The organism is Mesobacillus jeotgali (assembly GCF_014856545.2).
Taxonomy (GTDB): Bacteria; Bacillota; Bacilli; order Bacillales; family Cytobacillaceae; genus Mesobacillus.
In genome coordinates this window covers 810,225-831,601 of sequence record NZ_CP109811.1, presented here as the reverse complement: position 1 = coordinate 831,601, position 21,377 = coordinate 810,225, and the positions used below count along the sequence as shown (strand labels likewise).

General features: G+C 45.2%; 20 protein-coding genes and 1 pseudogene. 11 read left to right on the top strand and 10 right to left on the bottom strand.

Going from position 1 to position 21,377, the window contains the following annotated elements:
* The first annotated feature begins 140 nt into the window (after nucleotides 1–140).
* Nucleotides 141–1,622, top strand: a complete 1,482-nt coding sequence (locus tag FOF60_RS04170; protein ID WP_192469632.1) for a methyl-accepting chemotaxis protein — start codon at nucleotides 141–143, stop codon at nucleotides 1,620–1,622.
* A 75-nt stretch (nucleotides 1,623–1,697) separates the two neighbouring features.
* On the opposite strand, the gene FOF60_RS04165 is transcribed toward FOF60_RS04170, so the two are convergent.
* The gene (locus tag FOF60_RS04165) at nucleotides 1,698–2,072 is read right to left on the bottom strand and encodes a DnaJ family domain-containing protein (protein WP_192469633.1); all 375 of its coding nucleotides are present in this window, start codon (nucleotides 2,070–2,072) and stop codon (nucleotides 1,698–1,700) included.
* A 175-nt stretch (nucleotides 2,073–2,247) separates the two neighbouring features.
* Between FOF60_RS04165 and FOF60_RS04160 the strand changes: the two genes are divergently transcribed.
* The gene (locus FOF60_RS04160; RefSeq protein WP_192469634.1) at nucleotides 2,248–4,062 is read left to right on the top strand and encodes a solute:sodium symporter family transporter; all 1,815 of its coding nucleotides are present in this window, start codon (nucleotides 2,248–2,250) and stop codon (nucleotides 4,060–4,062) included.
* A 527-nt stretch (nucleotides 4,063–4,589) separates the two neighbouring features.
* On the opposite strand, the gene cydB is transcribed toward FOF60_RS04160, so the two are convergent.
* The 3 genes from cydB to FOF60_RS04145 all read right to left on the bottom strand — a co-directional run bounded on the left by cydB (nucleotide 4,590) and on the right by FOF60_RS04145 (nucleotide 7,807).
* Nucleotides 4,590–5,618, bottom strand: coding sequence for a cytochrome d ubiquinol oxidase subunit II (cydB, locus tag FOF60_RS04155; RefSeq protein ID WP_192469635.1), 1,029 nt, complete (start codon nucleotides 5,616–5,618; stop codon nucleotides 4,590–4,592).
* The gene (locus FOF60_RS04150; RefSeq protein WP_192469636.1) at nucleotides 5,608–6,960 is read right to left on the bottom strand and encodes a cytochrome ubiquinol oxidase subunit I; all 1,353 of its coding nucleotides are present in this window, start codon (nucleotides 6,958–6,960) and stop codon (nucleotides 5,608–5,610) included. The genes cydB and FOF60_RS04150 overlap by 11 nt, the downstream gene beginning before the upstream one ends.
* Before the next feature lie 235 nt (nucleotides 6,961–7,195).
* A complete protein-coding gene (locus tag FOF60_RS04145) occupies nucleotides 7,196–7,807 on the bottom strand; it encodes a peroxiredoxin (RefSeq protein WP_225649760.1) in 612 nt (203 codons plus the stop codon).
* Nucleotides 7,808–8,006: 199 nt separating this feature from the next.
* On the opposite strand from FOF60_RS04145, the gene FOF60_RS04140 reads away from it, so the two are divergent.
* Together FOF60_RS04140 and FOF60_RS04135 are read left to right on the top strand one after the other, a co-directional pair.
* Complete coding sequence (locus tag FOF60_RS04140; protein ID WP_192469638.1) at nucleotides 8,007–8,171, top strand: hypothetical protein; 165 nt, start codon at nucleotides 8,007–8,009, stop codon at nucleotides 8,169–8,171.
* A gap of 131 nt (nucleotides 8,172–8,302) precedes the next feature.
* Complete coding sequence (locus FOF60_RS04135; protein ID WP_192469639.1) at nucleotides 8,303–8,620, top strand: YbjQ family protein; 318 nt, start codon at nucleotides 8,303–8,305, stop codon at nucleotides 8,618–8,620.
* Nucleotides 8,621–8,666: 46 nt separating this feature from the next.
* On the opposite strand, the gene FOF60_RS04130 is transcribed toward FOF60_RS04135, so the two are convergent.
* Nucleotides 8,667–9,071, bottom strand: a complete 405-nt coding sequence (locus FOF60_RS04130) for a GNAT family N-acetyltransferase (RefSeq protein WP_264647688.1) — start codon at nucleotides 9,069–9,071, stop codon at nucleotides 8,667–8,669.
* A gap of 69 nt (nucleotides 9,072–9,140) precedes the next feature.
* Nucleotides 9,141–9,572 (bottom strand): annotated as a pseudogene (locus FOF60_RS04125) (NUDIX hydrolase); the annotation flags it as partial.
* Nucleotides 9,573–9,727: 155 nt separating this feature from the next.
* Between FOF60_RS04125 and FOF60_RS04120 the strand changes: the two are divergent.
* Together FOF60_RS04120 and FOF60_RS04115 are read left to right on the top strand one after the other, a co-directional pair.
* A complete protein-coding gene (locus FOF60_RS04120; RefSeq protein WP_192469640.1) occupies nucleotides 9,728–11,824 on the top strand; it encodes a DNA topoisomerase III in 2,097 nt (698 codons plus the stop codon).
* Nucleotides 11,825–11,966: 142 nt separating this feature from the next.
* On the top strand, nucleotides 11,967–13,235 hold the full coding sequence (locus FOF60_RS04115; protein ID WP_192469641.1) for an MDR family MFS transporter: 1,269 nt from the start codon (nucleotides 11,967–11,969) through the stop codon (nucleotides 13,233–13,235).
* A gap of 273 nt (nucleotides 13,236–13,508) precedes the next feature.
* Here the strand turns inward: FOF60_RS04115 and FOF60_RS04110 are convergent, their stop codons facing one another.
* Nucleotides 13,509–13,904: a hypothetical protein gene (locus FOF60_RS04110; protein ID WP_192469642.1), complete on the bottom strand. Its 396-nt coding sequence runs from the start codon at nucleotides 13,902–13,904 to the stop codon at nucleotides 13,509–13,511.
* A gap of 200 nt (nucleotides 13,905–14,104) precedes the next feature.
* Here FOF60_RS04110 and FOF60_RS04105 point away from each other — a divergent pair, with 200 nt between their 5' ends.
* Both FOF60_RS04105 and FOF60_RS04100 read left to right on the top strand, forming a co-directional pair.
* Nucleotides 14,105–15,337, top strand: a complete 1,233-nt coding sequence (locus FOF60_RS04105; RefSeq protein ID WP_192469643.1) for an aminopeptidase — start codon at nucleotides 14,105–14,107, stop codon at nucleotides 15,335–15,337.
* 215 nt (nucleotides 15,338–15,552) lie between these two features.
* A complete protein-coding gene (locus FOF60_RS04100; protein WP_192469644.1) occupies nucleotides 15,553–15,825 on the top strand; it encodes an acylphosphatase in 273 nt (90 codons plus the stop codon).
* 38 nt (nucleotides 15,826–15,863) lie between these two features.
* On the opposite strand, the gene FOF60_RS04095 is transcribed toward FOF60_RS04100, so the two are convergent.
* From FOF60_RS04095 to FOF60_RS04085, 3 genes are read right to left on the bottom strand one after another with little or no spacing between them, the layout of a single operon-like run.
* Nucleotides 15,864–17,180: a hypothetical protein gene (locus FOF60_RS04095; RefSeq protein WP_192469645.1), complete on the bottom strand. Its 1,317-nt coding sequence runs from the start codon at nucleotides 17,178–17,180 to the stop codon at nucleotides 15,864–15,866.
* Between the two features lie 12 nt (nucleotides 17,181–17,192).
* On the bottom strand, nucleotides 17,193–17,585 hold the full coding sequence (locus FOF60_RS04090) for a DUF6114 domain-containing protein (protein ID WP_192469646.1): 393 nt from the start codon (nucleotides 17,583–17,585) through the stop codon (nucleotides 17,193–17,195).
* A gap of 14 nt (nucleotides 17,586–17,599) precedes the next feature.
* Nucleotides 17,600–18,172, bottom strand: a complete 573-nt coding sequence (locus FOF60_RS04085) for a DUF6230 family protein (RefSeq protein WP_192469647.1) — start codon at nucleotides 18,170–18,172, stop codon at nucleotides 17,600–17,602.
* A gap of 207 nt (nucleotides 18,173–18,379) precedes the next feature.
* Between FOF60_RS04085 and FOF60_RS04080 the strand changes: the two genes are divergently transcribed.
* The 3 genes from FOF60_RS04080 to FOF60_RS04070 all read left to right on the top strand — a co-directional run bounded on the left by FOF60_RS04080 (nucleotide 18,380) and on the right by FOF60_RS04070 (nucleotide 21,368).
* Nucleotides 18,380–19,879, top strand: a complete 1,500-nt coding sequence (locus tag FOF60_RS04080; protein WP_192469648.1) for a response regulator transcription factor — start codon at nucleotides 18,380–18,382, stop codon at nucleotides 19,877–19,879.
* A gap of 96 nt (nucleotides 19,880–19,975) precedes the next feature.
* Complete coding sequence (mscL, locus tag FOF60_RS04075; protein ID WP_192469649.1) at nucleotides 19,976–20,344, top strand: large-conductance mechanosensitive channel protein MscL; 369 nt, start codon at nucleotides 19,976–19,978, stop codon at nucleotides 20,342–20,344.
* A 691-nt stretch (nucleotides 20,345–21,035) separates the two neighbouring features.
* Nucleotides 21,036–21,368: a DUF3243 domain-containing protein gene (locus tag FOF60_RS04070; protein ID WP_192469650.1), complete on the top strand. Its 333-nt coding sequence runs from the start codon at nucleotides 21,036–21,038 to the stop codon at nucleotides 21,366–21,368.
* The last annotated feature ends 9 nt before the right edge of the window (nucleotides 21,369–21,377 follow it).

Below are 21,377 nucleotides of genomic sequence, written 5' to 3'. Positions count from 1 at the left end.
TATCTCTTTTTATTTCGACATATTTTTAAAAATCTTAAGCGATGGCCGGTAAAAATAAATTTTCATGAACAATAAAGATTCAGATTTCTTATGCCGATATAGTATAAGAAAGAACTAAGAACATCTAAGGAGGCTTTTACGTGGAGGCTATTCAAACTCTCCGCAGGCAGGATACGAAAAAGAAAAACGTCTTGATGCTCAGTACCTATTCGGTATCCTTGATTGCGACCGCAGCATACACCATCATCGAAAAAGAAATATTTTTAAAAACAGCGGTTTATGTAAGTGAATTAGCATTTTTCGTCTTGTTTTTCCTGATATTCCAGCTATGGCTTAAGAAGGAGTCCTTGTTCCCTTATGCCGCTTTTGCAGCTATCTTCATCCATCACTTCTTTTATATCGGAATGTTTGGAGGCAACGGTGCATTTTTGCTCGTCCTGCTGTTCCTGGCGGTCTTTTCAGCCATCCATTTCGATATAAAAATCTTTGTTACCGGATTCAGCCTCGGCCTTGTTGCAGTTGTAATGAATACCATGCTCGCTACAGAAAACCAGGATTTTTTAAGCAGCACCTTCACGGCAATCTTGCTTTGTTATATTCTGATCGGCGTCGTGCTGTTCGTCTTGATCCGCTTGAACAGGAATGCCTTTAAATCGCTGGAGACCTTCCTTGCGGATTCAGAAACCGAAAAGGTCCGTAAAGAACAGCACAGCGCTTTGCTCCATGGTGAACTTCTTGTCGTTACTGAAAGTCTTGGTAAGATTAATGAACAAATCCAGACCCATCTGTCTTCGCAAACAGAAATGAAAATCGCTGTAAATGAAATTTCTGCCGGAAGCCAGGTTCAGACGGAACAGATCAACCAAATTTCCGAAAATGCAGAAATGACAAAGCAAAGAATGGATGAAATGTCCGATATGTCCGTCCTGCTCTCTGACAATACTTTGCAGGCTGCAAAAGCTTCCGAGAGCGGCTCCGTGAAACTCACCGAGCTCCAAGGCGACATGAAAGAGCTGGCTGCTTCAATCTCCGAACTCAGCCAGACATTCTCCATGCTCACGAAGAAGATCGAAGAAACGAACGGCTTCATCGTCAACATCCGCAACATCACAGAGCAAACGAATCTGCTAGCGCTCAATGCCTCAATTGAAGCTGCACGCGCCGGTGAAGCTGGCAAAGGCTTTTCGGTTGTAGCAAATGAAATACGCAAGCTGGCGGAAATGACGAAAGAAACAGCTATCCAGATTACCGAGAACCTTACCTCTGTTAATGAAACAAACTCAGCCGCTCTGGAAAAAATGAACGACAGCAGTGAAAAGCTGGCAGAGAGCCGTTCCGCAGTCGGAGAGGTTTCCGGTTTCTTCACAGAAGTCGGCAGCACCCTTCGTGAATTGACGAACCAATTCAGCCAATTCGAATTGACTGTCAGTGATGTAAAAAATCAGACAGGCGATGTTGAAGCCTCAACACGTGAGCTGGCGGCCATCATCGAGCAGGCAACAGCAGGCCTGGAAGAAATGAACGCAACAATTGAAACATTGAACGACGATAATCAGACAATCGCAGCTTATGTCAGCCAAACAGCAGCCGCTGCTGAAAAAATCAAAACGCTCGGAGCGTAAGCAAATCCGTGGTTGATTGATACATCTTAATAACAGAAGGGCCAGGCTGGAGTTTTCTCCGCCTGGCCCTTTATTTTATAACAGCTTCTTTTCAATCTTTCGCTCGTAATTTTTAAATAGAGAGGAGTTTGTTTTAGCTCCCCTGCTGGACATGATTTTATTGTACCTTAGAAGCTTCTGACTAAGCTCCTGGTTCAGCCGGTCTTTTTCTTCTGGATTTTCACATGTGCGGATCAGGTCCTCGATGGACATCACTTCTTGCCTGAGCCTCTGTTCTTCTGGAGAAAAACCGGCATTTTTCAGCATCTTGTAGGCCATTCTCAGGTCCTCTGGCACGGCTGACATATCTTCCAAATTCAAAGGCTTCCCGTAGCCAGGCAAGTTTTCAAACTCTCCGTCCTTATATGCACGCTTGATTCGATCCTCCGACACCACCATGGAAAAATCCATCTGAACCACTCCCGTCCATTAAATTCATCATTTCTACTATTAGTATATTACTTTCATCCAATTATTTCTAATTTAAATATATGAAAATATTATTTTAACACACTAAAGGTTTAAAGAGTTAGCAAGCAGGTTATTTAGTATGTAAAATAATTACACATCAAGGGGTGTCGACAAGATGATTTTTGGGGGTATTGGATTTACTCTGATTTCTGCCGCTTTTTTCATGGGGCTGGTCGCATGGTATTCGTATGTAAAGACAAAAGGAGAAGTCAGCGATTCAGCTGGATATTTTCTAGCCGGACGCGGGTTGACCGGCGGCTTTATTGCAGGCTCTCTCCTGCTCACCAACCTTTCCGCAGAACAGTTGGTAGGACTGAATGGACAAGCCTACCGTACCAATCTTTCCAACATGGCTTGGGAAGTGACAGCTGCTTTTGCCATCATCATCATGGCCATCTATTTGCTGCCAAAGTATCTTCACGGCAATTTCACAACACTGCCTGAGTTTCTGAGCAAGCGATATGATGAAGGTGTCAGACAGTATACCGTTCTTCTATTCATGCTTGGATACATTCTTGTTACCGCTCCTTCGATGCTCTATTCAGGTGCACTTGCCGTATTGCAGCTTTTCAACTTTCCAGAGCTGTTCGGCATCTCGTATGAAGCCTCTGTCTGGATTGTCATCTGGATCATCGGGATCATCGGGGCCATCTATGCGATTTTTGGCGGACTGAAGGCTGTTGCGATTTCGGATACATTGAATGGGATTGGCTTGATCATCATTGGCCTTCTTGTCCCAATACTAGGCCTGATTGCACTTGGCGATGGAAACTTCGGGGATGGGATGAAGCAAATCGCTACTACGAACCCAGAAAAAATGAACTCGATTGGAACAAAGCAAGATTCCGTTCCATTCGGCACCATTTTTACCGGAATGATTTTTGCTAACTTATTCTACTGGGCTTCAAACCAATATGTCATCCAGCGTACACTTGGGGCGAAAAACCTGGCAGAAGGCCAAAAAGGCGTTTTGATTTCCGGATTCTACAAACTGCTAGTGCCGCTGACGATGATGATTCCCGGCGTCATTGCCTTCCATATGTACGGAGATGGGCTGAAGTCAGTTGACCTGGCTTATCCCGCGTTGATTTCCGATGTATTGCCAACCTGGATGTCCGGCTTCTTCCTGGCTGTCCTGCTTGGCGCAGTATTAAGTTCATTCAACTCATTATTAAACAGTGCAGCAACGATGTTTGCGCTTGATATTTATAAAGCACGTTTCAACCCTGAAGCAGATGACCGTAAATTAATCTCGATAAGTAAAATTGCTGGGACACTGTTGGCTGTCGTATCTTTATGTATCGCCCCGCTGCTGATGAACGCACCAGAAGGATTATGGGATTTGATCAGAAGGTTCACAGGCTTTTTCAATATTCCAATCATCGTCATCCTGCTCGTCGGGATTTTCACAAAACGAGTACCCGCGCTTGCAGCCAAAGTCGTGATCATCTTCCACGTGATCACTTACTATATGCTCGTTTGGGGTACGCAGCATCTGTTCGATTTTGCTATACCAATTCATTTTATCCACATTTACGCAATCTTGTTTGTCGTTGAAGTGGCAATCATGATCGCTATCGGATTGTGGAAACCAACAGCAAAGCCATATACGTTCCGCTCCGAGGCAGCAGTCGACATGGTACCATGGAAATACTCCTTGCCTGTATCTGTTGTCCTGCTAGCGCTTGTAGCGATCTTGTATATCGTCTTCTCGCCAATTGGATTAGCCTACGATGGGGGTTATGTTTCTTCAGCATTTTGGCCAATCATCGCAGGTATACTTGGGATAACAGCCTTACTATCTTATCTGGCAATCAAAAAGTGGAACAAAGCTTATGCTGGTTATCTCTTGACAGAAAATCCTGTTAAAGCACACAAGGAAAAAAACTTGGATAGACCCAAACTTAAACCAACCATAACAGAATATTGATTGTATTTTGAGACCTATCATTGTGCTGGTAGGTCTCATTTATTTATGCAGGTGAATTCGTACTAAACCCGAGGAGAATAGTTAATAGACATTTCGTAGCCTGTCCTTGCCAGAAATGTCTATTAAATCTCTTTTATTAGACATTTTGAGACTGATCCTTGCTGGAAATGTCCATTAAACCCCTTTTATTAGACATTTTGAGACTGCTCCTTGCCGAAAATGTCCATTAAACCCCTTTTATTAGACATTTTGCTGCTGCTCTTTGCTGGAAATGTCCATTAATCCCCTTTTATTAGACATTTTGCTGCTGCTCTTTGCTGGAAATGTCCATTAAACCCCTTTTATTAGACATTTTGAGGCAGCTCTTTGCTGGAAATGTCTAGTAAATCCTTTCCAATAGACATTTTAAGATCTCGATGCTCCGGAAATGTCTATTATCCACTTTCTATCAGCCATCTTGAAACTCTCCCCGCTGGAAACCCGTTCCACAAAATTTAATAAGCGTCTGGTCACCCAGACGCCTTTCCTTATTGATATCCTTTTGCACTTTCCTTTAAGATTTTATCCTTGAAAAGTGTGTAGCTCCATGACTGGTAAGCAATGATAATTGGCACGAAAATGACTGCAACGACGAACATGATAGTCAAGTTGAGCTTGCTGCCTGCAGCATCAAAAAGTGTCACGCTGTAGGCATTGTCTATCTTCGATGGCAGCATGTTCGGGAACATCCCGACGAAGCCGAAGGCCATTTTGGTAAAAATCGTCACGCAGACAGCGGTAAAAGCATAGCCGATTTTCTTTTTAAAAATAAAGTAGACTGCCGCGAGCATCGCAGCCAGTGCGATTACCGGCACAACCCAGAGGACCGGTTGCTGCGAGTAATTATCCAGCAAGGGCGTCCTGTTCACTGTTGCCAGAAAGAAAAGTGACAGCATCGCTGGAGCCACACCAGCCAAAATCCGGGATAATCTGTAAGCCCGGACCGCAGTTTGTCCTGCTGTCTTAAGCTGTATCCATAGAGATCCAGATAGAAGGAACAAGGAGACAAACAACAGTCCTCCCAAAATGCCGTAACCGTTCAACAGGCTGAACAAATTCCCTTCATAACCATTTGCGCCGATCAATAAACCACGGTACAGGTTGGCAAAGGTGACGCCGAATAAGAAAGCGATCAAAAAGCTTCCGGTGAAGAAGCCCCATTTGCACGCTGCCTGCCATAGCGGGTTGTCGTCCTTATGCATGAATTCAAGTCCGATTGCCCGAATGAACAAAGCAATCAGCACCAGGAACAATGGCGTATACAAAAAGCTGAACATGTCCGCATAGACAGCCGGGAAGGCCGCAAATGTCGCTCCTCCAGCTGTTATCAGCCAGACCTCATTCCCGCCCCAGAACGGTCCGACAGCCTCCTGGAGCTGGTTACGCTCCTGGCGGTTTTTAGCAATGAACGGGAACAGCATCCCAGTACCAAGCGTGTAACCATCGAGGATAAAATAAACCGTCCAAATCAATCCCCACAAACCGAACCAAATGATTGCCAGTGTATCATGAGACATGCTTCACGCCTCCTTTAAGGCCATATTTAACTTCTGATTCCGGACCTTTTTTCGCGTATTTAATGATCAAATAAACATCTGCTATCAGAAGAACCGTATAGAAAATGACGAGAGCCGCCAAAGAGAATACCACCTGAGACATTGCGATTGGCGACACACCCTCCGATGTTTTCATCAATCCGTACACAACCCATGGCTGTCGTCCCGCCTCTGCTACCATCCAGCCGGCATTGATCGCCAGGTATGGAAGCAGTACAGAATATAGGACCAGCTTCAAGTATTTTGGTGAGTTCTCCAGTTTGTTTTTCCGATAAAGGTACAAGCCGTACCAGGAAACAACAAGGAAAAAGACTCCGAGAGCGACCATGACCCTGAACGCGTAAAAGACCAGTTCCACGTTCGGTCGTTCATCCTTGGGAATGTCTTTCAAACCAGTGACTTCCCCACCAAAGGAGTTGGTGTAGAAGAAGCTGCCCAATTTCGGTATGCTGATTGCCTCAAATGCATTACGCTCGTTTTCCTGATCGGGAATCTGGATGAGATGGAATGGCATGTCCTTTTGCGTCTCCCAGACTGCCTCCATAGCCGCTCCTTTTGCCGGTTGCATTTTAGCCGCGAACACCCCCGACTGGTGGCCGATAAATGGCGTCAGAGTGGCAGAAAACAACGCCATTGCCAGACCGTATTTGAATGACTTTTTATAAAATGCCGTTTCGTTTTTCCTGAGCAGGTGGTAGGCACTGATGGCCATCATGAAGAACGCCCCGACAATATAGGCACTCACAACTGTATGTACAAACATATACCAGGCATACGGATTGGTGACGAGCTCCGAGAAGCTGTTCAACTCGACACGTCCGTTCTTCAGGACATAGCCGACCGGATTTTGCATGAAACCATTGGCGGTAATGATCCAGAGCGCAGAAATATTCGTGCCAAGAGCGACCATCCAGATTGAAAAAGCCCGCAGCTTCGGTGAAAACTTATCCTTGCCGAAAAGCCAAATCCCCATGAAGGTTGATTCAAGAAAAAATGCGACCAAAGCTTCAATGGCAAGTGGTGATCCGAAAATATCCCCCATATATTTTGAGTACTCAGACCAGTTCGTGCCAAACTGGAATTCCATCGTGATGCCGGTAATCACACCAAGCACAAAGTTGATAGCGAACAGTTTTCCCCAATAATCGGCCATTCGCTTATAGTTCTGGTCCAGGGTGCGCGCATACTTTGTCTCCATGATGGCAACGAGAATAACTAAACCAATTGTTAATGGGACAAATAAAAAGTGATAAAACACAGTTACAGCAAACTGGATCCGGCTTAATATCAGGACCTCATCCATCTTTGGTACCTCCCTATTTAATGTTTGTGAAATTTTTAACATAATCTCAATTCTATTTTAAAAAAACTTTGTGAGTGATATCGAAGATTTTTGTAGAGAATTTGTGACATTTTTATCCACTGAGTGTGATGCTGGTCACAGACAAGAAAAGCACATGCTCCACTGTTGAGTTGGTCTTTAATAATCCAAATTTTATATAACAAAAAACAGGTCCCTTTAACCGGACCTGCAAGCCTTAAATATTCCCTATATTTGATGGGTCTGTACTGACTCCTTGCTGGCCGGGCACCCAGTTCGCCGGTACACCCTTCCCTGTTTGTTTGGCATACGCGAAAGCCTGCAGCATCCTTACGTGCTCAGGAAGGTTTCGGCCGACATTTCCTGGATATGTGAGCTTTGCCCTGATAATGCCCTCTGGATCAATGAAAACCGATGTCCTGAAGCAGGCCCCGGTCGTTGCATCCAGAACACGGTAAGCACGGCTGATGACCTGTGTCCTGTCGCTTACCATAGGATACGTAACATTCTTCAATGATGGAGAAGTTTCCTTAAACACCTTGTGCGAATATACACTGTCTGTGCTGATGGCCAGCAATTCAGCACCAAGAGCTTGAATATAAGGATAAACAGCGGCGACCGCCGCCAGTTCTGTCGGTCAGACAAAGGTGAAATCGCTTGGGTAGAAAAATAAAATAACCCACTTCCCGCGATAATCCTCAAGGTTAATCTTTTTTATATCACCATTTATCAACGCATCTGCTGTAAAAAGCGGAGCCTGGTCATCCCGGTTTGCGCAAAAAACAGTCGGGCACTCAACCAACTCTTGAGCGTACAATTTTTCGTCCATTTCAGTCGCCCTTTCTTTAGTAAAATTTATCTCTATACAATCATATGCAATTGATTTTTTATATTTCAGCTTCCAACAGGAAAAACTACTTTGGATAAGAAAAGCGAAAGCGCCTTGGTCAGCTCCGACAAGCGCTGGAGCTGGACACTAATCTAAGTGTCAGAAGCTTATGCTTTATCAAAGAAAGGAGGGTTCATGAATGAGCAGAGGCAAAGAGTTCAATCACAAGAAAAAAGGCCATCCTGGCGACCTGCCGTCAGGTGCACTGAAACCAAAGCGGCCTGAGACCGAAGCACAGGAAGATGAGGAATTCCTCGTCGTCCAGGAGGCATTCAAAAATCGCGTAGAGGAAGATGAAGTGTAAATGATCGCAGGACCTGGCGCATAATCGCTGGGTTCTTTTTTTGATTGAAACTTTTTTCAAAGGGAATCGTATATGTAGTTATTCACAGCTTTTTAACAGCCGGCTACAAAAAATTGAGGAGGAATATAAACATGATCGTAACAACAACTTCAACATTGCAAGGCAAAGAAGTCGAGAACTATCTGGGTATTGTTTCCGGGGAAGCTATCATGGGCGCCAATGTGGTGCGCGACTTTCTGGCAAGTGTCACCGATGTGATTGGCGGCAGAAGTTCGGCATATGAGAACAAACTCGCCGAAGGCCGGGAAATTGCCATTCGCGAGATGGAGGATAAAGCCCGCCGTTTGGGTGCGAATGCCGTAATAGGTGTCGACCTTGATTTTGAAACATTAAGAGAAGGCATGATGATGTGCATCGCTACGGGTACCGCAGTAAAAATTAAAGAGTAAAGCTGAAAGGACCAGGCCTGCTGCCGGGTCCTTTTGTTTAGAGTAATCATATTCGCTCTTTTTTAAAATTGGCAATCACCAGTCCGTTACCCACTACTGAATCATGCTTGCGCTCAAAACCCAGCTTTTGATATAGATTCAGTGCTGGTGTGTTCGCTGCCCCGGTTGAAACAATCATTTCAGAGCAGCCAATCTGTTCTAATTTAGCAATTAGCTTTCGCGCAATTCCCCTGCGGAAAAAATCAGGGTGAACCATCATGCGATGGATATCGATTACTTCTCCTTCTTTTTTAAAAGAGACCGCCCCAGCGAGCCTGCCTTCTATATAACAACCAATAAAGGTTTCGCCACACTCCTGAAGCTGCTCGAATGTTTCTTTTAATGGAGGGATTTCATCTGTACCGATAAGCTCTGCTTCTATTTTGTATGATTTTCTCTGCAGATCCAGCACTTCGGCACACTCCAAAATCACATTAAGATGGATTTCTCTGAATTCAGGCAGATACCTGCTGTCATTAACCTTTTTTATAATCAGCTCTTGCCTCTCTGTTAACGAAGGCAGATTGTTTAATGGAAAAAAACGAAGCTCCTTGCTTTCACAATCAAGCATCTGCAGCTTTCCATCCCACTCCTCACAAGCATAGAGGGCAATCGCGTTATAGATTTCATCGCCATTTGGATATCGGAAATAATACTCTTCACCGGCAACCACATCCAAAAATTTCAGAGTCTTAAGATGAAGCCCTGTTTCCTCGAACAATTCCCTGCGAGCTGTTTCCTCAAAGCTTTCGCCCGGCTCCATCGCTCCTCCGGGAATCCCCCACCTGCCAGTATCAGTTCTTAGCTGCAGCAGCACTTCATAATCCCTGTTAAAAACAAGCACAGCAGAACCCACCAGAATGAATGGCCTGCTCCCAATAAGTTCACGGATTTCTTTAATATAATCGCTCATGCTCTCCCCCATTACAAAAATTCCGTTGTTTCCATTATACTTAGATAAGCGCAGGGCCCTACTTTGGCACTTTAGCTTTCCGAAGCCGGAATTATATAAATCTGATATTATAAGTAAAGCATACGTAAAACTGTTGTTTTTTGAAAGGAGCAAACATGAAATCATTAGTACTTGCAGAAAAACCAAGTGTTGCCCGCGAACTTGCGCGTGTACTTGGCTGCAATAAAACTCATAAAAGTTATTTTGAAGGAAATCAATATATCGTCACCTGGGCGCTCGGCCACTTGATTGAATTGAAGATGCCAGAGAATTATGACCCAAAATATAAAGTATGGAAGCTTGAGGAGCTGCCGATCATCCCTGATAAAATGGGGTTGAAGGTCATCAAGCAGACGAGTCACCAGTTCAAGGCAATCGAGCATCTCGCTGAGCGCAAGGATGTCGGTGAATTCATCATTGCGACCGACGCCGGACGTGAGGGCGAGCTGGTCGCTAGATGGATTCTCCAGCGCATCAACTGGAAAAAACCAATCAAGCGACTGTGGATTTCCTCCCAGACGGACCGTGCCATCAAGGACGGTTTTAAAAACCTTAAGCCTGGCAAGCAGTTTGAGGATCTGTATGAATCTGCTGTCTGCCGAGCCGAGGCTGACTGGCTGATCGGTTTAAATGTTTCGAGGGCGTTGACAACGAAATTCAAGGATCCTTTATCTGCCGGCCGTGTCCAGACACCAACACTCGCGATGGTCCTGGAACGCGAGGATGAAATAAATAAGTTCGTGCCGAAGGAATACTGGACCATCCAGGCGAAGGTGAGCTCTTTGAATGCTGAATGGGAGCATAAAGGAGAAAAACGAATTTTTTCAAAAGAAAAAGCAGAACAAATTCAAAAGAAGCTTTCCAATAAGAAAGCTATTCTGAAATCGCTGGACCGCAAGCAAAAGTCGGAACCGCAGCCGCTTCCTTATGACCTGACAGAACTGCAGCGTGACGCCAATAAGCGTTTCGGCTTCTCGGCAAAGAAAACATCCAATGTCCTGCAGGGATTGTATGAACAGCATAAGCTTGTCACCTATCCGCGTACGGACTCGCGGTATTTGACGACCGATATGGAAGCAACGATGGCGGACCGCCTACAGGGAATCATGTCAGGCTACCGTGATGAAGCAAAGCCTGCGCTTGCCCAGAAAGGCAAAGTCCAGGCCCGCCGCGTATTCAATAATGAAAAAGTCACTGACCACCACGCGATCATCCCGACAGAAGAGCGGCTTCACCTTGCCGATTTATCACCAGATGAACGGAAGCTGTACGATTTAATCGTCCGCCGGTTCCTGGCTTTATTTTACCCGGCATATCAGTACGAAGTGATTCATGCTAACTTCGATGTCGAAGGAGAATCACTGTCAGCACGGGAAACAAATATCCTTGAGCTTGGTTTTAAAAAGGTTCTCGGAAAAGACGATGATGACGCAGGCACACAATCTTTGGGCCACCTTGAAAAAGGCAAAAGCTACTCAGTTGGCCAGATTACAATGAATAAAAAAATGACCGAGCCTCCGCTTCGTTTGTCTGAATCGGATATCCTGGCAAAAATGGAGAAATTCGGGCTCGGCACTCCGGCAACGCGTGCGGAAATCATTGAGCGCATCATATCGTCGGAGGTCGTGGAACGGCAGAATGGCCGCCTGTACCCGACGAAAAAGGGCAAGCAGCTCATCGACCTGGTTAATGATGAACTGACTTCCCCAGAGCTGACTGCAAAATGGGAAAAAGAGCTAGAAGAAATCGCACGCGGCAAAGGGGATCCGAAAGCTTTCAAGAAACGGATCCGTGAACAGACGGCCCGCCTTGTATCCGAAATCAAGACGAGCGACAAAACCTACCGCGCCCATAACCTGACAGGCTCAAAATGCCCTGAATGCGGTGAGTTCATGAAAGAACGCAAAACAAAGGAAGGGCGCATCCTCGTCTGCTCCAGCCCTGAGTGCAGCTTCCGCAAGCATAAGGATCCAAAGCTTTCGCACAGACGCTGCCCTCAATGCCATAAGCGAATGGAAATCCACAACGGTAAAGCTGGCGCCTACTTCCAGTGTCGCCGCTGCAATGTCGTTGAAAAGGCCGAAGATAAGAAGAAAAAAGGCGTTTCCAAACGTGAGGAGCGCAAGCTGAAGGAAAAATACTCGCCATCTCAGGAGAACTTCGGCACAAGCCTTGGAGACTTGCTGAAAGCTGCGATGGAAGATAAAGATTAGGACTAGTTACAAAAAAGCGGCCTCGTGCCGCTTTTTTATTTTTATTAAGGATGGAATATGTAGAATGAATTAACTTGTAAAAAATTCGTTGGGAGTAGTATGATATTCGTTGGTTGTCATTCGATATAAAAGGAGTAACATCATGAGGATTAGGGATTGGGATCGAAACTTGAAGATTCGCCTGTTTGGCGAAGCTTTAATGAATATAACATTTTGGATGTTTTTCCCGTTTTTGACGATTTATTTTGCTGAAAGTTTCGGGAAGGGCAACGCTGGATTCCTGCTCGTCTTATCCCAGGTCTTTTCGGTATTCGCCAATTTGATGGGCGGATATACCGCCGACCGGTTCGGGCGCAAGCGGATGATGGTGATATCCGCTTTTGGCCAAGGAATTGCCTTCCTTGTTTTTGCCTATGCCGTTTCACCATGGTTCACCTCACCGCTGCTCGGATTCATCTGCTTTACACTCGTCGGGATGTTCGGTTCCATTTACTGGCCGGCCAGCCAGGCGATGGTTGCGGACGTGGTCCCGGAAAAAGACCGCAGCAGTGTATTCGCGATTTTTTATACGCAGATCAATATCGCTGTCGTTGTCGGCCCGATTCTCGGAGCCATTTTTTATGTCAAATATCGGTTTGAATTGATGATCGTAGTAGCGATTATCTCCATCCTGCTTGCGCTTGTCCTCGCAAAATGGACGCGCGAAACGGTCCCTGCTTCAGCCAGGCAGGCACGGGCGGAAAATGGGAAATGGTATGATTTCCTTAAGGATCAAATTGCCGATTATAAGGTCATTGTCCAGGATAAAATTTTTCTCATGTTCATCATAGCAGGGATTTTAGCAGCTCAAACATTCATGCAGCTTGATTTGTTATTCCCTGTTTATACAAAGGATACGGTGCATAATCAAACCGTGCTCGAACTCGGCAGCAAGGTTTTCACCGTGAATGGCGAGCAGGCTTTTGGGTTGATTCTATCTGAAAATGGCTTGCTGGTTGCCCTCTTTACTGTCGTTGTAACCAGATGGGTGACCCGTTTCCGCGAACGAAACGTGTTTGTATTGTCCTCGCTCATTTATGCTGTGGCGATTTTGATGTTTGGTGCGACCAATTGGATTTGGGGCTTAATTGCAGCAATGGCTGTGTTCACATTGGCTGAGCTGATGACAGCCGGACTGCAGCAAACCTTCATTTCCAACTTGGCACCAGAACAAATGCGCGGCCAGTATTTTGCGGCCGCTTCATTGCGTTATACGATAGGCAGGACGATTGCACCAATCAGCATTCCGCTCACTGTCTGGATTGGCTACGGCTGGACGTTCACCATCCTCAGCATTCTCGCCGTTTTGAGCGCGGTGCTGTTCTGGGTGATGTTCCGAATGTATGAAAATAGGAAGGCAGCCGGGGTTTAAGTCGACTTATGAAGTTGACAGCTTGGATATGGGTGGAAAATATGAAGTTGGTCGAATTAATTTGAAATGTGGTCGAATTATTCGAGAATGTGGTCGAATTATTGGAAAAAGTGGTCGAATTAATTGAAAAAGTGGTCGAATTTTTTGTATTTTCGCCAATATATTAAGCAAAGAACGCTGATAGGATGCTAAAAGCGGTCCATCTATTGATGAAATTGATCCCAGCGGACAAAAAATCCATGCAGAAACTAACTCTGCATGGATTTTTCTCAATTATTTTACCTTTGCATCGCTATACTTGAATGTCATGAACACAAATAGCAGGAAGCTTAGCAGCAAAGTGGATCCTCCGACTATATAGAACACCATTGTAAATGTTTCTGGCAGTGGGAACGGCTTCACGTTATAAAGCCACATGCCCAGAGTCAATCCGAAGCTTCCAAGGATGGCCGTCCAAACATGGAATAATGCTAGTTTTGAAGTTTTCGGCACCGCGTAGGAACGGTAGTAACTGGAGAATGCAAATAGACTCAGCCAGCCAACAACCAAAATATGCGCATGGACCGGGCGGATTGCATAGTCCCCGGCACCTGCCATATGCGAGCCCATGAACGCGCCAACGAAAGCGTAAATCGCGGATAGCCGCAACAAGACAACATCGAATTTCATGTAAAAAAAGCCTCCTATACCCCTTTTGTATACCGCTCTATTTTACCCTAGGCTGCTATTATGATGCCAGTCTGATAGGCTAGCAATTTTAGACAGAGAGGAAGCCTTTCCAATGTCTAGTTAAGTCGAATGTCTTAAGTTTCTTTTTTCCTATAAAATCGTTACAATATAAAAGAAGATTCAGAAAAGGGGCGAAATAGATGAGTGATTTCAAAACGAATTTAGAGAAATATGCAGACCTTGCTGTCAAGGTTGGCGTTAACATCCAGAAGGACCAGACGCTTGTCATCAATACAATGCTTGATTCCGCTGAGTTTGTGCGTGTTGTTGTGAAAAAGGCATACGAAGCTGGCGCGAAAAACGTCGTTGTGAACTGGAATGATGACAATGTTAACAGAACAAAATATGACCTTGCACCTGATGAGGCTTTCAACGAGTATCCTGAATGGCGTGCGCGCGAAGTGGAAGAGCTTGCGGAAAATGGTGCAGCATTCATGTCAATCGTTTCTTCAAGTCCTGACCTGTTAAAAGGTGTAAAGTCTGAGCGTATTGCAAACTTCCAGAAAGCTGCTGGAACGGCTCTTTCTAAATATCGCAAATACATACAATCCGATAAAGTTAGCTGGACTGTAATTGCCGTTCCTTCTGAAGGATGGGCGAAAATGGTGTTCCCTGAGGACACAGCTGAAACAGCTGTTCAGAAGCTTTGGGATGCAATCTTCAAGGCAGTCCGCGTCAATACTGAAGATCCGGTCGCAGCATGGAAAGATCATGACGCTTCCCTTCATGAAAAAGTCGATTACCTGAACAGCAAGCGTTACAATAAGCTTCACTATAAAGCACCAGGCACAGACCTGACAGTCGAGCTTCCAGAAAAGCATATCTGGGTTGGAGCCGGCAGCGTGAACGAGCAAGGCTACGAGTTCATGGCAAATATGCCGACTGAAGAGGTTTTCTCTGTACCGTTGAAAACTGGTGTAAACGGTTATGTATCAAGCACAAAGCCGCTCAGCTACGGCGGTAACATCATCGACAACTTCAAGCTAACTTTTGAAAATGGAAAAATCGTCGGCGTGGAAGCTGAAGAAGGCGAAGAAATCCTGAAGCAGCTTGTGGCGACTGATGAAGGCTCACACTATCTTGGCGAAGTTGCCCTTGTACCATTCAACTCACCGATTTCACAATCAAATGTATTATTCTTCAACACATTATTTGATGAAAACGCGTCAAACCACTTCGCAATCGGAAGTGCTTACGCATTCTGCGTGGAAGGCGGCAAGACGATGTCTTCAGAAGAACTGGCTAAAAACGGCCTGAACGAAAGCATCACGCACGTCGACTTCATGATCGGCTCCGATAAAATGGACATCGACGGCATTACTGCTGATGGAAATGCTGAGCCAGTGTTCCGCAATGGAGACTGGGCATTGTAAGATTGGATTAGAAATGTATAAGCAAACAGCCGGACATTGTGTTCGGCTGTTTTTTCTGCTGTTCCTCCTCCTTTTTGAAACTACATTAATCAAAATATAAACTTCCTTTTTCCTTATGCACCCGAAATCACTGTGTTATAATGAAGTTACCAAGCAATCATTACATATAACATTAGATATATTGTTAACCTATTCGTTTATCTGGGGGCGACGTCTTGATCCAATTGCAAATTATTGTGACGGGTGAGGTTCAGGGTGTGGGGTATCGGTATTATACTCAAATGAAGGCGATTCAGTTTGGCATTACGGGCTGGGTGAAGAACCTGCAGGAGGGCGGCGTTGAAATCCTTGCTTCTGGTTCCAGGCCTGACCTTGAAAAGTTCATCGATGAAGTACGGAGGGGCAATCCTTTCTCCACTGTTGACCATATTGAAGTGAACGAAACAGAGAAAACTGAAACCTATAAGTCATTCGCAATAAAATATTAAAGGCAGAGGAGCCATCCTCTGCCTTTGCTGTGTAAAAGTTAGAAGTCAATTATAGATCCATCAGGCTCTTTTAAAATAACCTCTCTCATCTTCTTCAGCTGTTCTTCCTCGCTTGGCTTCAATCCGAGAAGTGACAGAAGTCCGAGAGAATCGAGAAGCCCTTCTGTCCATTTTTCAAGCTGAGCTGTCAATGTGGCGTCTGTCGGGCATAATTCATCTAGCATTTTGTTTTCGGCCAGTGCCTTGTCGATCAATTCCAGCGCCAGCTCTTTGGTCATCTCGCCATTTACCGCCTCCAGCTTTTCACACGCTGTCTTGGCTGTTTCATCCACGATTTCCTTAACCGGCTCAGCCACAGGCTCTGTGACTGTTTTTGCACTGTCCGTCGTTTCCTTGACGACCTCTTTTACAGGTTGTGTCACTTTTCCGACTGTCTCTTCAACAGGAGTAACCACCTTATCGACCGTATCTTTGACAGGGCCGGTGACCTTGCCAACTGTGTCTTTCAGTGGATCCGTCACTTTTTCGACTGTATCCTTGAGAGGGTCTGTCACCTTTCCGATTGTATCCTTGAGGGGATCGGTCACTTTTCCGATTGTGTCATCCAGCGGATCCGTCACTTTGCCAATTATTCCATCAAGCGGGTCCGTTACTTTCCCGATTGTTCCATCGAGCGGGTCTGTTACTTCATCCAGCAAGTCATCGACTGGCTGGATCACTCCCCCTACTATTTCTTCCACTTCCTCCTCAGCAGCGCCTTCGCAAGTTAGCGGCAGCTGGCCGCTGGTGATTTTCTCAATTTCCTTTTTCATCTGTCCAAATGGCATTGCCCCAAGCTCCTGTAAAATTTCCAAGGTGCCTGGCTTCTGTACTCCTCCATCACCATTTACTGTCTGAAGCTTTAACTGGTCAAGGCTGCTGTTGGCTGCATTCATTGAATGGGCGACCATCGTCACGCCTTCGAGAGCAGCATTCGGAATGATTTTTGCCGCGTGCACGCATGCCCCCTGGAATGAAATCGCGCTGGCATCGACCTGCATCCCTTTTATATGAACAGGGCCGTTTGCTTTCATCGTGAGGCTAACCGTACCTCCTGAAGTCTGGAACTGTTTTGTCAGCCTCATGCCGTAAATCATAGCTGAGTCGTAGGTGATCCGCAGCATTGGCTTGGCATTCGAGCCAGATGTCTCGCCGGAGACAACCATTGCTTTCATATTTTCACCAACCACCCGGTCAGCCTGGATAATGAATCCCTCTGCATCATTTCCGGCTCCATTCGCTTTTTCAATAAAAGGGAAAAAGGACAATGCAGCTAGCTGAAAGCACATCACTACTAAAAAGATTCGATTCTTCATTTTTTCTCCCCTTTATCCTGTTTTGGCTGGCTGTGCAGCGGCATCAGCGACTGGTGCTCCTGCCGACTCTTGTGCTGGCACCATCCGCCATGCTGTCAGCAAAGCCCCGCCGATGATCCCGAATATTGTTCCAAACAGGAACCCGCCGAGAGCGCCGATGACCGATAGAACGGATAAAAAGATGACGATGATGCCCAAGGCTTTAGAGGCACTTGGCAAAAAGAAGGACATCAGTCCCATCAGTGTAATCAGCCCGCCAAACAACAATCCGATTACGGCGACTGATCCGGGGAGAAAGGTGCTTAGATAAAGGTTCAAAGGCACCCATAAAATCATCAGGCCGCTCAAAACAGTTAAAATCGATCCAAAGAAAGGCCTCGTATGCCTCCACTTTTTAAAAACCATGCTTGTCACCTCTACTATTTCTTATCGATTTTTTCCACCGTCAATTTCATTCCGGCCATATTGATCGTTTCCTGGAATAAGTAATGAGTTTTCAATTTAGCATTTTCAAGGATAATGGTGCTCGATGTTTGCTGGAACTGCTTCGTCCAGTCTGTGCTGTTGTTTTCTTCAAGTGCCAGGTTCTGGAACTTGGCGTTCGCCTCAATCAGGCCAGCATCATGCTGCAGACCGGAAATCTGTACAGGTTTTGAAGCCTGGATTTTGACGCGGATCCATTCGCTGCCCACCTGAAAATCCTTGTATAGCTGAAGATTGTCGATTGTCAGCTTTTCAATGATATTCGTTCCTTGCGGCGCTGCATCTGAACTGCTCGTTTCACCCAGTTTCGGGTAGAATTTGTAGCCTTCACCTTCAAGCTTATCGAACTCAACATAAAAATCTCCTACACCGGCAATCGGAACTGCATATGCTACACCTGATACACCGAACGACACCAGTAAAATTCCAAGCCCAAGAAGTCCAGCTGCCAGCGCACCCCAAAAAGCCTTCTTATTCGTCTTGCTTTCCATTACGACAGCTCCGTTCAAGGAAGCCACCCCCATTTAAATATTTTTAAAATTCAAAATTAATTCTTGCTTATAACATATCCCCGAAAAATCAAGCCTACAACTCCGAAAAAAATCGTTAACAACGTGTTAACCCCGTTAAATGTCGGGGTCTACAGAAGGGACGGACAAAAATCTGAATTTTTAAACGAATGGTATTTTACCAGAATTTGAGAGTGAGGTTGTCTGATGGAACATAAGATTGAGGATTTGGCCATTAGAGGTTTATTTCTTTTAAAAGAATGCGAGAAACCGTTTCTTAAAGAATGGTTACATTTAAAGAAGGACATGAAAGCATGGCAAAACGATCTTGTATCTGAATTTGAGAGCATGATTGTTTATGGCTTCAATAACCTTTCACGAACCACCTTTGAATCTTCAAATGATTTCATCCATTTATTAGTCCTTAGGTGGCAAAAACGCCATCTTGAATTCGTCGATGACTTTGACGCTATCTTTCTGATCAGCGCAGTTGAGAACTTATTTCATAAAGTTTTAAAGAAAAGGAATGCTGGATTCCTAGAGCACCAGGCGGTACAGGTCTTTTTTACGAGAATCCTCGACAAGGTCCTGCGTACGCAGCAGCTGGAATACCAGGATGATAAATGGCTGAAGATGATGTTGAGCCTGCGTGCAGTTCCTAGTAACTGGCTTGCGGTCATCCGCAATGAGAAATCCACATGCAAAGTAAACAAAATTGTTTGCGCGGATGACCTTGTGGTAAATAAACAGCTGGTCACCATATGTGAGGGGCTGCAAGCTGAGCATGCATCAGACCTGTCAGTGGCGCTTTCCAGATTGTTGTCACCAGGCGAGGAACATCCTCAAATTATCACGATACCATGCCTGACGGAGACACTGTTAATCTGCGTGAAGGATAAAGCGGAGACCGTGACAGAGGCGCAAAAAGAAACTTTCCGGAAAATGTACCTGAAACAAATGAAGCTGAATCACCTGGAAAGTGAGCTTGAGTGGAAGGATGCTACCCTTCTGTTCCAGCAGCGGCTGATCCGTTCCCAGAGCGCTTCTGAAGCTGTTAAAATGATTACCCAGGGCCTGGTTGATTACCTGCCATTTTCACGCTGCGCCCTGTTCATCTATTCCCCTGGGGAGCATAGCGGAGTCGGCGTCCATGCCCATAACGTCCATACAGGCTCTGTGCAGCACATCAAGGAGAGCATTGCTGAATTTCCACTGCTGACAAAATACCTGAAGCATTTCAGCCATTCCAAACCGATTTTTATTGAAGATGCAGCTGAGATTTTGCCTGTTAAATACGTCCATGATTACTGCCTGAAATCATTGGTTGTCCTGCCAATCTATGTGCCTGCTGAAAATAAACTGATTGGTCTTGCACTGCTTGACCGCGGAGAAAATAAATCATTTACCGTCAATAACCAGACTCTGACCGCTCTGATAAAATTCGGACAATATGGCGGCGAATTGTTGAATCAGTACTATGAGGATGCCGTTCAGCTTTTCGGTGTCCAGCGTGCCGTCCTGACTATCCGTGAGCGAGAGGTGCTCAAGCTGATTGCGGAAGGTGCTTCTATCAATGAAGCTGCTGACGCGCTCCACCTCAGTTCCTACACCGTACGTGACTATATTTCAGCCATCATCCAAAAGCTCGATGCGAAAAACCGGACCGATGCAGCCGTCAAAGCGTTGAAAATGAGGCTGATTCAGTAAATTAGGGCCTGCTCCTTCAAATGGTGCAGGCCCTATTGCTTTTTGCCTCACAATCTCGCAGAATATAAGAGATATAATTCTTAGGGGGACATTAAGATGTGGAATGAATTCAAGAAATTCGCATTTAAAGGCAATGTGCTGGATCTCGCAGTCGGAGTCATCATCGGGGCCGCGTTCGGAAAAATCGTATCTTCGCTTGTCGATGACATCATTATGCCGATTATAGGGTTCGCTACTTTTGGAGCTGATTTTTCAGAACTGACCTACAACACGATTAAATACGGGGCATTCTTACAGTCTGTCATGGATTTTTTCCTTACGGCATTAGCTATATTTTTCTTCATTAGAATTATTAACCGCTATCGTAAAAAAGAAGAAGCCAAGCCCGCAGCACCAACACCTGATGTAAAAGAAGAGCTTTTGAAAGAGATCCGCGATCTACTTAAGGAACAAAAGCAAATCTAGTTTTCCTAAAAATGGATTAAATGCCAACTTTTAATTAAGTTTATTAAGTTTTCTGTGATTTCACGCGGGTATATGTATAGTGCAAGGCCAATACAAAACCTAGAAGGGACTGGTTAAAGTGCAAAACTTTACGGCGACTTCAGAAAATGTCATTGGCTTAGCACATGGAGGAAGATTTGCGTTGCTATCTCAAGGAACGCTGGTCTTGAATCGATGGACTTAACATCGATTGACACCATTGTTTTTGAATAGCTTGAGCAGGACACTCCTCTAAGTTAGTCCGCAGGATAGGAGCAAGGCCAATACTGGTAAGGAAGGGACTGGTTAAGTTGAAAGACTTTACGGCGACTTCGGAATACGTCATTGGCTATGCAAGCGGAGGAAGATTCGCGCTGCTGTCTCAAGGCACGCTGGTCTTAAATCGATACATTTAACATCGATTTACCCCAGAGCGCAAATTGAATAGCAACAACAGAATTACTCCTCCCATCGTCCGTATGTCGGACCCAAAAAAGGTGCAGGCCAGCCGGCCAGCACCTTTTTTGGTTAAAGCTCTTTTCCTCATATCATTGTTATTCCATCACACACGAAAAGATCCTTATCCACCCATCTATCGAATGTGCTCCCAAAGGTTTACTAGTTTCCGGCATCGGGGTATTTAATATATATCTTTCTCAAGGAGGTTTTTTACATGGAAAAAGACCATATGATCCATAAAGATGGCGAAGTCGATACTAGCAAGGTAGATGAGACCCTTGAACGGATGGATACGCAACAGGCGGATGAGATCCTAGGGGATTTCAATGAATTCAGAACCTATCTGAGCAAACGAATCAAGCTTGGCAAAACAGCGGGGCTGGATGAAGAACAGCTTGCGAAAACGGCGGAAAAGGTTGCCGATTATCTTGCTGATAACGTAACACCGAGAAACAAAGAGGAACAGCTGCTGCAGGAGCTTTGGAAGGTTGGCACAAAAGAACAACAGCATGCCCTTGCACATATGCTTGTGAAATTGGCAGAATAAAAAATCGCC